This is a genomic window from Mycolicibacterium frederiksbergense (assembly GCF_012223425.1).
Classification (GTDB): domain Bacteria; phylum Actinomycetota; class Actinomycetes; order Mycobacteriales; family Mycobacteriaceae; genus Mycobacterium; species Mycobacterium frederiksbergense.
Genome location: NZ_CP038799.1, coordinates 235,851 through 248,990, shown reverse-complemented (window position 1 = coordinate 248,990; position 13,140 = coordinate 235,851). Strand labels below are relative to the sequence as shown.

Annotated in this window: 13 protein-coding genes; 10 read left to right on the top strand and 3 right to left on the bottom strand. The window is 69.3% G+C overall.

Going from position 1 to position 13,140, the window contains the following annotated elements; genetic code table 11:
• Nucleotides 1-17: 17 nt before the first annotated feature.
• The 7 genes from EXE63_RS04255 (at nucleotide 18) to EXE63_RS04225 (ending at nucleotide 6,959) form a co-directional block, all read left to right on the top strand.
• Complete coding sequence (locus EXE63_RS04255; protein ID WP_168140945.1) at nucleotides 18-974, top strand: electron transfer flavoprotein subunit alpha/FixB family protein; 957 nt, start codon at nucleotides 18-20, stop codon at nucleotides 972-974.
• Nucleotides 975-1,118: 144 nt separating this feature from the next.
• Entirely contained in the window at nucleotides 1,119-1,955 is an 837-nt protein-coding gene (locus EXE63_RS04250) for a GNAT family N-acetyltransferase (protein WP_168140944.1), read from the top strand.
• Nucleotides 1,952-2,791, top strand: coding sequence for a lysophospholipid acyltransferase family protein (locus EXE63_RS04245; RefSeq protein ID WP_168140943.1), 840 nt, complete (start codon nucleotides 1,952-1,954; stop codon nucleotides 2,789-2,791). Before EXE63_RS04250 ends, EXE63_RS04245 begins: the two co-directional genes overlap by 4 nt.
• A 47-nt stretch (nucleotides 2,792-2,838) precedes the next feature.
• The gene (locus EXE63_RS04240; RefSeq protein WP_168140942.1) at nucleotides 2,839-4,026 is read left to right on the top strand and encodes a cysteine desulfurase family protein; all 1,188 of its coding nucleotides are present in this window, start codon (nucleotides 2,839-2,841) and stop codon (nucleotides 4,024-4,026) included.
• Nucleotides 4,023-5,090 carry a tRNA 2-thiouridine(34) synthase MnmA gene (gene mnmA, locus EXE63_RS04235; RefSeq protein ID WP_168140941.1) on the top strand — a complete coding sequence of 356 codons (1,068 nt, stop codon included), beginning with the start codon at nucleotides 4,023-4,025 and terminating at the stop codon, nucleotides 5,088-5,090. The genes EXE63_RS04240 and mnmA overlap by 4 nt, the downstream gene beginning before the upstream one ends.
• Nucleotides 5,091-5,115: 25 nt before the next feature.
• A complete protein-coding gene (locus tag EXE63_RS04230) occupies nucleotides 5,116-6,126 on the top strand; it encodes a uroporphyrinogen decarboxylase/cobalamine-independent methonine synthase family protein (protein ID WP_168140940.1) in 1,011 nt (336 codons plus the stop codon).
• A gap of 50 nt (nucleotides 6,127-6,176) precedes the next feature.
• Nucleotides 6,177-6,959 (top strand): hypothetical protein, encoded by a 783-nt coding sequence (locus EXE63_RS04225; RefSeq protein WP_168140939.1) that lies wholly within the window; start codon nucleotides 6,177-6,179, stop codon nucleotides 6,957-6,959.
• On the opposite strand, the gene EXE63_RS04220 is transcribed toward EXE63_RS04225, so the two are convergent.
• Entirely contained in the window at nucleotides 6,945-8,555 is a 1,611-nt protein-coding gene (locus EXE63_RS04220; RefSeq protein WP_168140938.1) for a 4-coumarate--CoA ligase family protein, read from the bottom strand. The two genes, EXE63_RS04225 and EXE63_RS04220, sit on opposite strands and share 15 nt — an antisense overlap.
• A gap of 94 nt (nucleotides 8,556-8,649) precedes the next feature.
• Here EXE63_RS04220 and EXE63_RS04215 point away from each other — a divergent pair, with 94 nt between their 5' ends.
• Nucleotides 8,650-9,537, top strand: a complete 888-nt coding sequence (locus EXE63_RS04215; protein WP_168140937.1) for an alpha/beta fold hydrolase — start codon at nucleotides 8,650-8,652, stop codon at nucleotides 9,535-9,537.
• 41 nt (nucleotides 9,538-9,578) lie between these two features.
• On the opposite strand, the gene EXE63_RS04210 is transcribed toward EXE63_RS04215, so the two are convergent.
• The gene (locus EXE63_RS04210) at nucleotides 9,579-9,974 is read right to left on the bottom strand and encodes an MmcQ/YjbR family DNA-binding protein (protein WP_168140936.1); all 396 of its coding nucleotides are present in this window, start codon (nucleotides 9,972-9,974) and stop codon (nucleotides 9,579-9,581) included.
• A gap of 83 nt (nucleotides 9,975-10,057) precedes the next feature.
• Between EXE63_RS04210 and EXE63_RS04205 the strand changes: the two genes are divergently transcribed.
• Nucleotides 10,058-10,651, top strand: a complete 594-nt coding sequence (locus EXE63_RS04205; protein ID WP_168145385.1) for a class I SAM-dependent methyltransferase — start codon at nucleotides 10,058-10,060, stop codon at nucleotides 10,649-10,651.
• Nucleotides 10,652-10,694: 43 nt separating this feature from the next.
• Nucleotides 10,695-12,770: an NAD-dependent DNA ligase LigA gene (ligA, locus tag EXE63_RS04200; RefSeq protein WP_210000258.1), complete on the top strand. Its 2,076-nt coding sequence runs from the start codon at nucleotides 10,695-10,697 to the stop codon at nucleotides 12,768-12,770.
• A gap of 50 nt (nucleotides 12,771-12,820) precedes the next feature.
• Here ligA and EXE63_RS32505 read toward each other — a convergent pair whose 3' ends face one another.
• Complete coding sequence (locus EXE63_RS32505; protein ID WP_210000248.1) at nucleotides 12,821-13,042, bottom strand: hypothetical protein; 222 nt, start codon at nucleotides 13,040-13,042, stop codon at nucleotides 12,821-12,823.
• Nucleotides 13,043-13,140: the final 98 nt, after the last annotated feature.

The following is a 13,140-nucleotide window of genomic DNA, read 5'->3' as shown; positions in this document are numbered from 1 at the left end:
CACATAAGGACATATTCATGGCTGAAGTACTTGTGCTCGTCGAGCACGCCGAAGGTGCACTGAAGAAGGTCAGCACCGAACTGATCACCGCCGCCCGCGTGCTGGGCGAGCCGTCCGCGGTCGTGGTGGGTGCCGAGGGCACCGCCGCGGGTCTCACCGATGGCCTCAAGGCCGCCGGTGCGGCCAAGATCTACGTCGCCGAGTCGGCGGACGTGGACGGCTTCCTGGTCACCCCGAAGGTCGACGTGCTCGCCGCGCTGACCGAGTCGGCCGCTCCCGCCGCCGTCGTCATCGCCGCCAACGCCGAGGGCAAAGAGGTTGCCGGCCGGCTGGCCGCACGTCTGGGCTCGGGCCTGCTGGTCGACGTCGTCGAGATCAAAGAGGGCGGAATCGGTGTCCACAGCATCTTCGGTGGCGCGTTCACCGTCGACGCCCAGGCCACCGGTGATCTCCCCGTGATCACCGTGCGCCCGGGTGCCGTCGAGGCCGCCCCGGCCGACGGTGCCGGTGAGGTCGTCAACGTCGAGGTCCCGGCCCAGGCCGAGAATGCGACCAAGATCACGTCCCGCGAGCCCGTCGTCGCGGGTGACCGTCCGGAGCTCACCGAGGCCAGCGTCGTGGTGGCCGGTGGCCGCGGTGTCGGCAGCGAGGAGAACTTCAAGGTCGTCGAGGAGCTCGCCGATTCGCTCGGGGCCGCCGTCGGTGCCTCGCGTGCCGCCGTCGACTCGGGCTACTACGCCGGTCAGTTCCAGGTCGGTCAGACCGGTAAGACGGTCTCCCCGCAGCTGTACATCGCGCTGGGCATCTCCGGTGCCATCCAGCACCGCGCCGGCATGCAGACCTCGAAGACCATCATCGCGGTCAACAAGGACGAAGAGGCGCCGATCTTCGAGATCGCCGACCTCGGCATCGTCGGCGACCTGTTCAAGGTCACCCCGCAGCTGACCGAGGCGGTCAAGGCCCGCAAGGGTTAGATCCCGCTCTCTGCAGTTCGAAAGGCGCCCCGGAACGCATGTTCCGGGGCGCTTTCGTGTGCTGAGCGTGCTGTTCACGCACCGTGCACGGACACGTCACGCCCCTGATGCCGCCCGGAGACCCGCAGGCGCGACCGTGCTGGCATGAGCACCGCATCTGTCCTCATACCGGCTGATGACATCGACCAGGCGACATCCGGGACACCGGGGCCGCGCTACACCCTGCTGCTGTCCACCGACCCGGCGCACATCGAGGCGGCCCAGCGTCTGCGTCACGATGTGTTCACCTCCGAGCCCGGCTTCGCCATGGCGCCCACCGGTGACGGTCTGGACGCCGACCGCTTCGACCAGTACTGCGATCACCTGCTGGTGCGTGAGGACGGCTCCGGCGAACTCGTCGGCTGCTACCGGATGCTCCCGCCGCCCGGCGCCATCGCCGCCGGAAGTCTCTACACCGCAACCGAATTCGATGTCCGCGCGCTGGACGCCCTGCGTCCCTCGCTGGTGGAGATGGGCCGCGCCGTGGTCCGCGGAGATCACCGCAACGGCGGCGTGGTGCTGCTGATGTGGGCGGGCATCCTGGCCTACCTGGACCGCTGCGGCTACGACTACGTCACCGGCTGCGTGTCGGTGCCGACGCACCCCGCCCATGAGGAGCCCGGCAGCCAGCTGCGCGGGGTCCGTGACGTCGTGCTGCGCCGCCACGGCGCGCCGCAGGAATTCACCGTGCGGCCCTACCGCCCGGTCGTCATCGACGGTCGCAGCCTCGACGAGATCGACCCGCCGGCGCGGGTCACGGTGCCGGCCCTGATGCGCGGCTACCTGCGCCTGGGCGCCCAGGTGTGCGGCGAACCCGCGCACGACCCCGATTTCGGGGTCGGCGACTTCCCGGCGCTGCTGGACAAACGCCACGCCGATGTCCGCTACCTGAAGCGGCTGCGCTCGGTATCGCAGGCCGCCGAGAGTGAGGCCGGAGCATGACCGTGGGCAAGGATCACTCCTGGCTGCCGCGGGCCTCCTGCGATGCCAGCTGCATGCACGCCGGTGCGGCCCCGCTGGGGTCGCGTCCCGCGGTCTGGACCCGCACGACCCTGCGCGTCACCGGCGCCCTGCTGTTGTTCCTGGCGGTACCGCTGCTCGCGGTGCCGCTGCCGGGCCGCTCGCACCTGCAGCGCGCCTACTGCCGGCTGATGCTGCGCTGTGTCGGCGTGCGGATCACCGTCTCCGGTGGCCCCATCCGCAACCTGCGCGGTGTGCTGGTGGTCAGCGGGCACGTGTCCTGGCTGGACATCTTCAGCATCGGTGCGGTGATGCCCGGTTCGTTCGTCGCCCGCGCCGACCTGATCGACTGGCCCGCGCTCGGGGTCGTCGCCCGCATCATGAAGGTCATCCCGATCGAACGGGAGAACCTGCGCAGGCTGCCCGCGGTGGTCAGCGCGGTGGCGGCACGGCTGCGCAACGGCCACACGGTCGTGGCGTTCCCGGAGGGCACCACCTGGTGCGGACTGGGATACGGGCGGTTCCGTCCGGCCATGTTCCAGGCCGCCGTGGACGCGGGCCGCCCGGTGCAGCCGCTGCGGCTGAACTACCACCACCGCGACGGCAGCCCGTCGACCGTGCCCGCCTATATCGGCGAGGACACCTTGCTCGACTCGATCCGCCGGCTCGTCACGGCACGCCGCACGGTGGTGCACGTGCAGGTGCAGTCGCTGGAACTGCCGGGGCAGGACCGGCGCGACCTGGCGGCCCGGTGCGAGGCGGCGGTGCGCGGCACCGCCGGCCGCGACGTGGCGCACGGCCACATACTGGCTGCCTGACCTCGGCGGACGGGCGCCCCCGGACCGGCGGCTATCCTTGATGGGCCATGACAGCCGTATACCTCGATCACGCTGCCACCACCCCGATGCACCCCGTTGCCATCGAGGCGATGGTCGGCGCGCTGGCCACGGTCGGAAACGCCTCCTCGCTGCACACGTCCGGGCGCGCGGCGCGCCGTCGGATGGAGGAAGCCCGCGAGACGTTGGCAGGTCTGCTGGGCGCCCGCCCGTCCGAGGTGATCTTCACCGCCGGCGGCACCGAATCCGACAACCTGGCGATCAAGGGCATCTTCTGGGCGCGCCGGGACGCTGATCCCCGCCGTCGGCGCATCGTGACCACTCCCGTCGAGCACCACGCCGTGCTCGACGCCGTCGAGTGGCTTGTCGAGCACGAGGGCGCCGAGGTCACCTGGCTGCCCGTCGACGCCGCCGGTTCGGTGGCACCCGAGTCGCTGCGCGCGGCGCTGAGCACCCACGACGATGTTGCCCTGATCTCGATCATGTGGGCCAACAACGAGGTCGGCACGATCATGCCCATCGCCGAATTGGCGTCAGTGGCAGCCGAATTCGAGATTCCGATGCACAGCGATGCGATCCAGGCCGTCGGGCACATCCCGGTGGCGTTCACCGAGAGCGGGCTGTCGGCGATGAGCGTGGCCGCGCACAAGTTCGGCGGCCCGACCGGTATCGGGGCGTTGGTACTGCGACGTGACACCGCCTGCGTGCCGATCCTGCACGGCGGGGGCCAGGAGCGTGACGTTCGTTCGGGCACGCCGGATGTCGCCGCCGCAGTGGCCATGGCCGCGGCCGCCCGGGTGGCGGTGGAGGGGCTCACCGAGACCAACGCACGGGTCAGCGCCCTGCGCGACCGACTGATCGCCGGGGTGCAGGCGCAGATCGAGGACGTCGACGTCAACGGCGCGAGCGGTGATCACCGGTTGCCCGGCAACGCCCACTTCACGTTCCGCGGCTGCGAGGGCGACGCCCTGCTGATGCTGCTCGATGCCAAGGGTGTCGAATGCTCGACCGGCTCGGCGTGCACGGCCGGAGTGGCGCAGCCGTCACACGTGCTCGTCGCGATGGGCGCCGACCCGGCCGCTGCACGCGGTTCGCTGCGACTGTCGTTGGGGCACACCAGTACCGACGCCGATGTCGATGCCGCGCTCGAGGTGTTGCCTGCCGCGGTGGAGCGGGCCCGGCAGGCCGCGCTGGCCAGTGCGGGGACACGACGATGAAGGTTCTGGTCGCCATGAGCGGCGGCGTCGACTCGTCGGTGGCCGCAGCGCGGATGGTGGACGCCGGCCACGACGTAGTCGGTGTGCACCTGGCGTTGTCGGCGACTCCGGGCACGCTGCGCACCGGATCGCGGGGCTGCTGCTCCAAGGAGGACGCCGGCGATGCCCGCCGCGTTGCCGATATTCTCGACATCCCGTTCTACGTATGGGATTTCGCGGACCGCTTCAAGGAAGAGGTGATCGACGACTTCGTCGACTCCTACGCCCGCGGTGAGACGCCCAATCCGTGCGTCAAGTGCAATGAGACCATCAAATTCTCCGCGCTGTCGGCTCGCGCGTTGGCCCTGGGATTCGACGCCGTGGCCACCGGCCACTACGCGCGTCTGGCCGATGGGCGGCTGCGTCGCGCGGTCGATATCGACAAGGACCAGTCCTACGTGCTCGCGGTGCTGACCGCGCAGCAGTTGCGGCACGCGCTGTTCCCGATCGGTGACACGCCCAAGTCGGAAATCCGCGCCGAGGCGGCCCGCCGCGGCCTGGCGGTCGCCGACAAGCCGGACAGCCATGACATCTGCTTCATCCCGTCCGGCGACACCCGCGCCTTCCTGGGCGCCCGCATCGGGGTGCGTCCGGGCGCCGTTGTCGACTCCGGTGGCGCCGTGCTCGCCGAGCATGACGGTGTGCACGGGTTCACCATCGGACAGCGCAAGGGTCTGGGTATTGCCGGACCCGGCCCCGACGGGCAGCCCCGATACGTGACGGGTATCGACGCCGCCACCGGGACGGTGCGCGTCGGTGCCGCCGATGATCTGGACGTGTCGACGCTGACGGGGGAGAAACCCGTCTTCACCGCGGGGACCGCACCGCACGGGCCCATCGAGGGCGTGGTCCAGGTGCGCGCGCACGGCGGCTTTGCCGACGCCGTCGCGGAGCTGCGCGACGGGCGGCTGATCGCCGATCTGCGCACCCCGATCCGAGGCGTGGCACCCGGGCAGACCATGGTGCTGTACCGGCCGGATCCCGCCGGCGACGAGGTCATCGCCAGCGCCACTGTCACCCGCTGACCGGTCGATCGAATACGGTTGGCCGATGAGTGTTTTCGCCGCCGCCACCGGCATCGGATCGTGGCCGGGTGAGTCGGCCCGCGAGGCCGCCGAGATCGTCATCGGGGAACTACACAGCCTGCCGCACCTTGTCGAGTTGCCCCACCGCGGTGTCGGCGCGGACCTGATCGGGCGTACCGGCGCGCTGCTGGTGGACATCGGTTTCGACACGGTGGCCCGGGCCTACCGGATCGCGCCGGGCCGCAGTTCGGTGCTGCGCCGCGCGGTGAGCATGCTCAACGAGGATCTCGACGCGCTGGAGGAGGCCTGGGAGAAGGCCGGCCTGCACGGCTCGGGCCGCACGGTGAAAGTCCAGGCCGCCGGGCCGATCACGCTGGCCGCCCAGATGGAGATGGCGAACGGGCACCGGGCCATCACCGACAGCGGGGCGCTCCGTGATCTGGCCGAGTCGCTGTCCGAAGGACTGTCGTTGCACCGGGCCGAGGTGGCGCGCCGGTTGGGCACCGAGGTCGTGGTGCAACTCGACGAACCGCTGCTTCCCGCGGCGATGCTGGGCCGGCTGACCGGGGTGACCAGCTTCTCCCCGGTGAATCCGGTCGAAGAGCAGGTCGCCGCGGTGCTGCTGGACGACTGCATCGCCAGGGTGGGCGGCGAGGTCGCGCTGCACAGCTGTGCCGCTGACCTGCCATGGAAACTGTTGCAGCGCAGCCAGTTACAGGCCATCGCGGTCGATGTGTCGACCCTGCAGGCGGCCGACCTGGACGGAGTCGGTGAGTTCGTGGAATCCGGGCGGACCGTTCTGCTCGGGGTGGTGCCCGGCACCGCGCAGCAACAGCAGTGGAAGCCTCAGCAGGTCGCCGCCGCGGCGGCCAAGGTCACCGACCGGCTGGGCTTTCCCCGCACGGTGCTGCGCGAGCGGATCGGTATCACCCCTGCCTGCGGGCTGTCCGGTGCCACCGAGGAATGGGCCCGTATCGCGATCGGCCTGGTCCAGAAAGCCGCCGACGGCGTCGAAACCGATCCTGAGGGAATCTGACAAGCAAACTTCCCGGTGGCGTAAGGTGAGGGCCAAAGGTTGGGGAGCCAGTGAGTCAGTGCAAGCGTGTGGTGACGGCCGTTGCCGGTGCAACGGTCGCATTGACGCTGGTCATCGCACCTGGCGCCATCGCCACCGCCGACCCGGGCAACCGCGGATCGGCCTCCGCCGATTCCGATCGCCGTGACGACTCCGGTAGACGTGGCGGCGAAAGCTCCCGGGGCAGTGTCCCCAGCAACGACGTCGCCGGCAACGGATCGCGCGATGACAGTGCAGGCAGTACCCAGCAGAGCGGCGCCACCGCGGACGCGTCGTCGAGCGAGCGGAGCCGGCCGTCGGTGACCACCGCCGACGGCGCGCGGACGGTGCGCACCGCCAGAACCGCGCGAACCGCCGATGACGTCAAGACCGGTGGTTCCGGATTGCGTCCGGCAGCTCCCGTCGCGCCCACTCACGTCGACCCACCGGTGCTCGCGTCCACCGCCGGCGCGGCCCAGCCGCCACCGCCACCGCCACCGCGGCCGCGGACGGCGCCGGTGAACTCGCCGGTCGAGGTGCGCGCACCACAGCCGGTGGCTCCGGTGCCCGCGCCGATCACGGCACCGGTCGCGGGGCTGCCGGTGGCCGATATGAGCCTGTCGGTGTTGCCCATCGGATCTGACCCGCGCCCCGGCCAGCCGATGACCTCACTGTTCGGCATCCTCGGTCTGTTGCTGATCCCGTTGGCCGGCGCTGCGCTGGGCTACCGGCAGGCGCGCGCAGCGCGCGCCCTACCGCCCGCCCGGACAAGCGGGCTACCGCCCGCCCGGACAAGCGGGCTACCGCCCGCGTAAATCCTTGCGCAGGATCTTGCCGGCCGCCGACTTCGGGATGGCATCGATGAACGCCACCTGACGGACCTTCTTGTACGGCGCCACCTGGCCGGCGACGAACTCCATCACCGCGTCCTCGCTGAGCTCGGTGTCGGGCTGGCGCACCACGAACGCCTTGGGCACCTCTTCACCGGATTCCTGCTCGATCACCCCGATGACGGCGGCGTCGGCGATCGAGGGATGACCCAGCAGCACGGCCTCCAGTTCGGCGGGCGGCACCTGATAGCCCTTGTACTTGATCAGCTCTTTGAGCCGGTCGACGATGAACACGCAGCCGGTCGGGTCGATTCGGGCGAGGTCACCGGTGTGCAGGAAACCGTCGTCATCGATGGTGTCGCGGGTCGCGGTGTCGTTGCCCAGGTAGCCGACCATCACATTGGGCCCCTTGAACCACAGTTCGCCGGTCTCGCTCAGCCCGGACTCGGGCAGCCCGATCTCCTCGCCGGTGGCGGGGTCGACGAGTTTGGACACCGCATTGGGCACCGTCCAACCGCACGAGCTGACCGGCGCCGCCGCCCCGACCAGTTCGGCGCCGCCGTCGAACGGCGTGATGTGGCTGACCGGGCTCAGCTCGCTCATCCCGTAGCCCTGCACCAGCGCACACCCCAGGCGCGCGGTGACGGCGCGTCCGAGTTCCTCGTCCAGCGGCGCGGCACCGGACATGATGGCCCGCAGCGAGGACAGGTCGTAGTCGTCGATGAGTGGATGCTTGGCCAGGGCCACCGCGACCGGCGGGGCGATGAAGGCGTGCGTGCACTTGCGATCGGCGATATTGGCCAGGAACTCGGTCAGGTCGAAGGCCGGCATGATGACCAGCTGAGCGCGGGCGTGCAGCGCGGCGTTGAGCAGGACCGTCATGCCGTAGATGTGGAAGAACGGGAGGACGGCCAGGACCACATCACCGGAGGTCATGCCCTGCAGCGGCCGGATCTGCGCGACGTTGGACACCAGATTGCGGTGCGTCAGCATCACGCCCTTGGGGTTGCCGGTGGTCCCGGAGCTGTACGGCAGCACGGCCAGATGGGTGGCCGGGTCGAAGCTGACCTGCGGTGCCGGGTGGGCCGGGCCCAGCAGGTCCTCGGCGTTGGGGTGTCCGTCGGCGTCGGCGCCCGGGCCGTCGAGCACGATGACCGACGATTCGTCCAGGCCCGCTCCGAGCGCGCCCTCCAGCGCCTGCGGTTTCAGCGCCGAGACCGTCACCAGCAGCGCGGCCTTGGAGTCGGTGAGCTGCTTGGTGATGTCCTTGGCGGTGAACAGGGCATTGATGGTGGTGGCGGTGGCACCGGCACGCAGGATGCCGTGGAAGGCGACGGCGAAGGCCGAGCTGTTGGGGGCCAGCAGGCCCACCACGTCACCGGGGCCGAGTCCGCGCGCGGCGAGCGCCCCGGCGAACGCGTCGATCCGGTCGATCATCTGGCGGTAGGTGGTCGTTTTGCCGGTTTTGGCGTCCAGCAGCGCGACCTGTTCTGCCACTGCGGGATCGATGCCTGCGAACAGGTACTCGTAGACGTTGGATGAGGGAATCTGGACCTTGGGAAACGGGCTTTCGATACTCATGGTGCTGCCCATCGAACCACGCCTTCGGGGCAAATGTGGGCAACCTTCGAAGCCGACGTGTTACCAGCGGTACTGGATACCGTAGATTGTCGCCATGGACAACCCGCCCGATCTCCCCGGCGTGCAACACCGCTTTGTCGATCTCGGTCGCGGCGTGACGATCCACGTCGCCGACGCCGGCCCGGCCGACGGCCCGCCGGTCATGCTGGTGCACGGATTCCCGCAGAACTGGTGGGAGTGGCACGAGCTCATCGGCCCGCTCGCCGAGGACGGATACCGGGTGCTGTGCCCGGATCTGCGCGGGGCCGGGTGGAGCTCGGCGCCCCGGGACCGCTACCGCAAGAACGATATGGCCGATGATCTGGCCGCGGTCTGTGACCGGCTCGGCGTGGGTCCGGTCAAACTCGTCGCCCACGACTGGGGCGGTCCGGTGGCCACCATCTTCATGTTGCGCCATCCCGAGAAGGTCGCGGCCTTCATGGGCCTGAACACCGCGGTGCCGTGGCTCAAGCACGACCGTGAGGCGCTGATCAACATCTGGCGGATGTGGTACCAGATCCCGATGCTGCTGCCGGTGATCGGCCCGAAGGTGATCGCCGACCCGAAGGCGCGGTTCTTCCGGTTCCTGGGCTCCTGGGTGGGCGGCGATTTCCAGACGCCGGACGAGGACATCGCGTTCTACGTCGCCTGCATGCGCCGCCCGGGCTACGCCGAGGCGGGCTCACGCTGGTACCGGACCTTCCAGACCCGCGAGGCGGCGCGCTGGATGCGCGGGGAGTTCGACGATCACCACGTGTCGATCCCGGTGCGCTGGCTGCACGGCACCGACGACTCGGTGCTCACCCCGGAACTGCTGCGGGTGCTGCCCGAGCACTGTTCGGATTTCGAGCTCGAACTGGTGCCCGGCGTCGGGCACTGGATCGTCGAGCAGCGTCCCGAACTGGTGCTGGACCGGTTGCGGACGTTCCTGATGACCACCTAGCCCGACGGCGAATCTCGCCGTTCTGCAGTCGGTGTCACCAACTACCGCTCGTCGAGCTGTGTGATCAGCTTCTTCGACGCCACCAACCGGAACGACGCGTCGAGCAACTCGGCGACCTCATCCCAGTCGACCGCCGCGGCGGTCAGGTCCAGGCCCATCCAGCCGAACGGGCCCATGTAGGCGGGGAAGAAGAACCGGTCGTCCTGCTCGAGGGACCGGCGGTCGGAGTCGTCGACCTTGACCAGCAGTGAGTGCGGGAAGGCGACCATCTCCCCGTCCGTCTTCAGGTTGCCGCCGTACATGGCGAACATCTTCGGTGCGCAGAACACCGGTCGGCCCCAGGAGATCTTCTCGAAGGCTACCGGAAAGCCGAGCGCGAGTCGGCGTAGCTCGGCGAGCCCGAAGTCGTCGTCGGAGAACATGATCGGGTGCGGCACGGGTAGCAGTCTATCGACCCCACCTATCAGTTAGGCTACCCTTATTATCGCAGGTGAGGAGGGGTCAAATGCCGACTTCGTGGATCGATACCGTGCTCCGGCAAACCCGCCGGGTGAGCGACACCCCATATCCGCATTGGGCTGCGGCGTTCCTGAACAACCCGGTCCGCCGACTCATCGGGCGGCCCGGCAGCGTGGTGGAGTCGCTGCGGTTGGCCGGCAACGAACGGGTCCTGGAGATCGGGCCCGGTCCCGGATACTTCAGCACCGAACTCGCCCGCCGGTTGCCACTGGGCCGGCTCGACCTGTTCGACCTGCAGCCGCAGATGCTGGACAAGGCGGCCCGCAGGCTGGCCGGCGTCGACACCGGCTGCCAGGTGGGGTTTCACTCCGGGGACGCCGGTGCCGGGTTGCCGTTCGCCGACAACTCCTTCGACGTCGCCTTCCTGGCCGCGGTGCTCGGCGAGGTACCCGACCGGGACGCCTGCATCCGCGCGCTGGAGCGGGTGCTCAACCCGGGGGCGCTGCTGGTGTTCGTCGAGGCCTTCCCGGACCCCGATCGCCAGAGTGTCGCGGCGCTGCGCGAACTGGTCGAGCCCCGCGGGTTCGTGCTGCAGTGCTGGGAGGGCACCACCTGGCGTGATGTGGTCCAGTTCCGGCGCATCCCGACGTTGTAATCGGTGTCGGGGCCTGTCGGTGGCCTCGACTAGCCTGACCAGGGTGAGCTCACCGGACGCAGAGGCCCGTGGTCGATGGCAGGAACTCGCCGAGGAAGTGCGCGGCCACCAGTTCCGCTACTACGTCAAGGACGCACCGGTCGTGTCGGACGCCGAGTTCGACACCCTGCTGCGTGAGCTGCAGGGGCTCGAAGAGCGGTACCCGGAACTGCGCTCGCCGGATTCGCCGACCCAGCTGGTCGGCGGCGCCGGTTTCGCCACCGATTTCGGCGCGGCCGACCATCTGGAACGGATGCTGTCGCTGGACAACGCATTCGACACCGATGAGCTGTCGGCGTGGGCCGCCCGCCTCGGTGCCGAGATCGGCACCGATATCGACTTTCTGTGCGAACTGAAGATCGACGGTGTCGCACTGGCACTGGTCTACCGCGACGGTGTCCTGGTCCGCGGGGCCACCCGCGGCGACGGCCGCAGCGGCGAAGATGTCACCCTCAATGCCCGCACGATCGATGACATTCCCGAACGACTCACCGGCACAGAGGAATTCCCGGTCCCAGCTGTGCTCGAGGTGCGCGGTGAGGTGTTCTTCCGGCTGGCCGATTTCGAGGACCTCAACGCCGGCCTGGTGGCCGAGGGCAAACCGCCGTTCGCCAACCCGCGCAACAGCGCGGCGGGCTCGCTGCGGCAGAAGAATCCCGCCGTCACCGCGCGACGCAAGTTGCGGATGATCTGCCACGGACTCGGCAAGGCCGAAGGATTCACCCCCGCCTCCCTGCACGATGCGTACCGGGCGCTGGGCGCCTGGGGCCTGCCGGTGTCCACCCACACCACCAAGGTGCAGGGCATCAAGGCGGTGGCCGAACGCATCGCCTACTGGGGTGAACATCGCCACGACGTCGAACACGAAATCGACGGCGTGGTGGTCAAAGTCGACGATGTGAACCTGCAGCGCCGTCTCGGCGCGACGTCACGGGCGCCCCGGTGGGCGATCGCCTACAAGTATCCGCCCGAGGAGGTCACCACGAAACTCCTCGACATCCGGGTCAACGTCGGGCGCACCGGACGGGTCACCCCGTTCGCCTACATGGAACCGGTCAAGGTGGCGGGGTCCACCGTCGGGCTGGCCACCCTGCATAATGCGTCCGAGGTCAAACGCAAGGGTGTGCTGATCGGTGACACCGTGGTGCTGCGCAAGGCCGGTGACGTCATCCCCGAAGTGCTGGCCCCCGTGGTCGACCTGCGCGATGGCACCGAGCGCGAATTCATCATGCCCACAACATGTCCCGAGTGCGGCACCACACTGGCGCCGGCCAAGGAGGGTGACGCCGACATCCGTTGCCCCAACACCCGCACCTGCCCGGCGCAGCTGCGGGAGCGGGTGTTCCACGCCGCCGGCCGCGGCGCCTTCGACATCGAGGGCCTCGGATACGAGGCGGGCACCGCTCTGCTGCAGGCCGGTGTCATCACCGACGAGGGTGAACTGTTCGGGCTCACCGCCGAGGACCTGCTGCGCACCGAGCTGTTCACCACCAAGGCCGGCGAGTTGTCGGCCAACGGCAAGCGGCTGCTCGCCAACCTGGGCAAGGCGAAATCCCAACCGCTCTGGCGGGTGCTGGTCGCGCTGTCCATCCGGCACGTCGGTCCCACGGCGGCACGCGCGCTGGCCGGCGAATTCGGCAGCCTCGACGCGATCATCGCCGCCTCGGAGGCCGAATTGGCCGCGGTGGAAGGTGTCGGGCCGACCATCGCCGCGGCGGTCATCGAATGGTTCGAGGTGGACTGGCACCGCGCGATCGTCGACAAGTGGCGCGCCGCCGGTGTCCGGATGGCCGACGAACGCGACGCCGGTATCGAACGCACCCTGGAGGGGCTGTCGATCGTGGTGACCGGTTCGCTGACCGGCTTTTCCCGCGACGAGGCAAAGGAGGCCATCCTCGTCCGCGGCGGCAAGGCCGCAGGCTCGGTCTCCAAGAAGACCTCCTACGTGGTCGCCGGTGACGCACCGGGATCCAAGTACGACAAGGCGATCGAACTCGGTGTGCCGGTGCTCGACGAGGACGGTTTCCGCACGCTGCTGGCCGACGGGCCATCACCCGAACCGGAGCCGGCCGAGAGCTAGCATCGCGTCAGCCACCGCCGAGGCCGGTCAGCGAATCGGGGCAGTGCCGCTCAGTCGTTGTAGGGATCGACCGTGGCCTGGGGGGCGGTCACCGGGGGCGTGAAGGCGGTCCCGGCGGTGGTGTCGACCGATTTCTGGCGCCCGCTGCGCGATCCGTTCGCCTGGACGCCGTCGTCCGGGCCTGGTGGGTCTGCGACGGTTTCGACGGCTGAAGCGGGCGCCGGCGGGGTCGCAGAGACCGTCGGTGCGGTCCCGAGAATTGCTGCTGTCAATGCGATGACGCCGACAGTGATTGAGCTGGGTTTGTGCATTTCTACGTGCCTTTCTGAAAGTAGTCTTCGGCAATGCATTTGGCATGCCTAATGCGCAA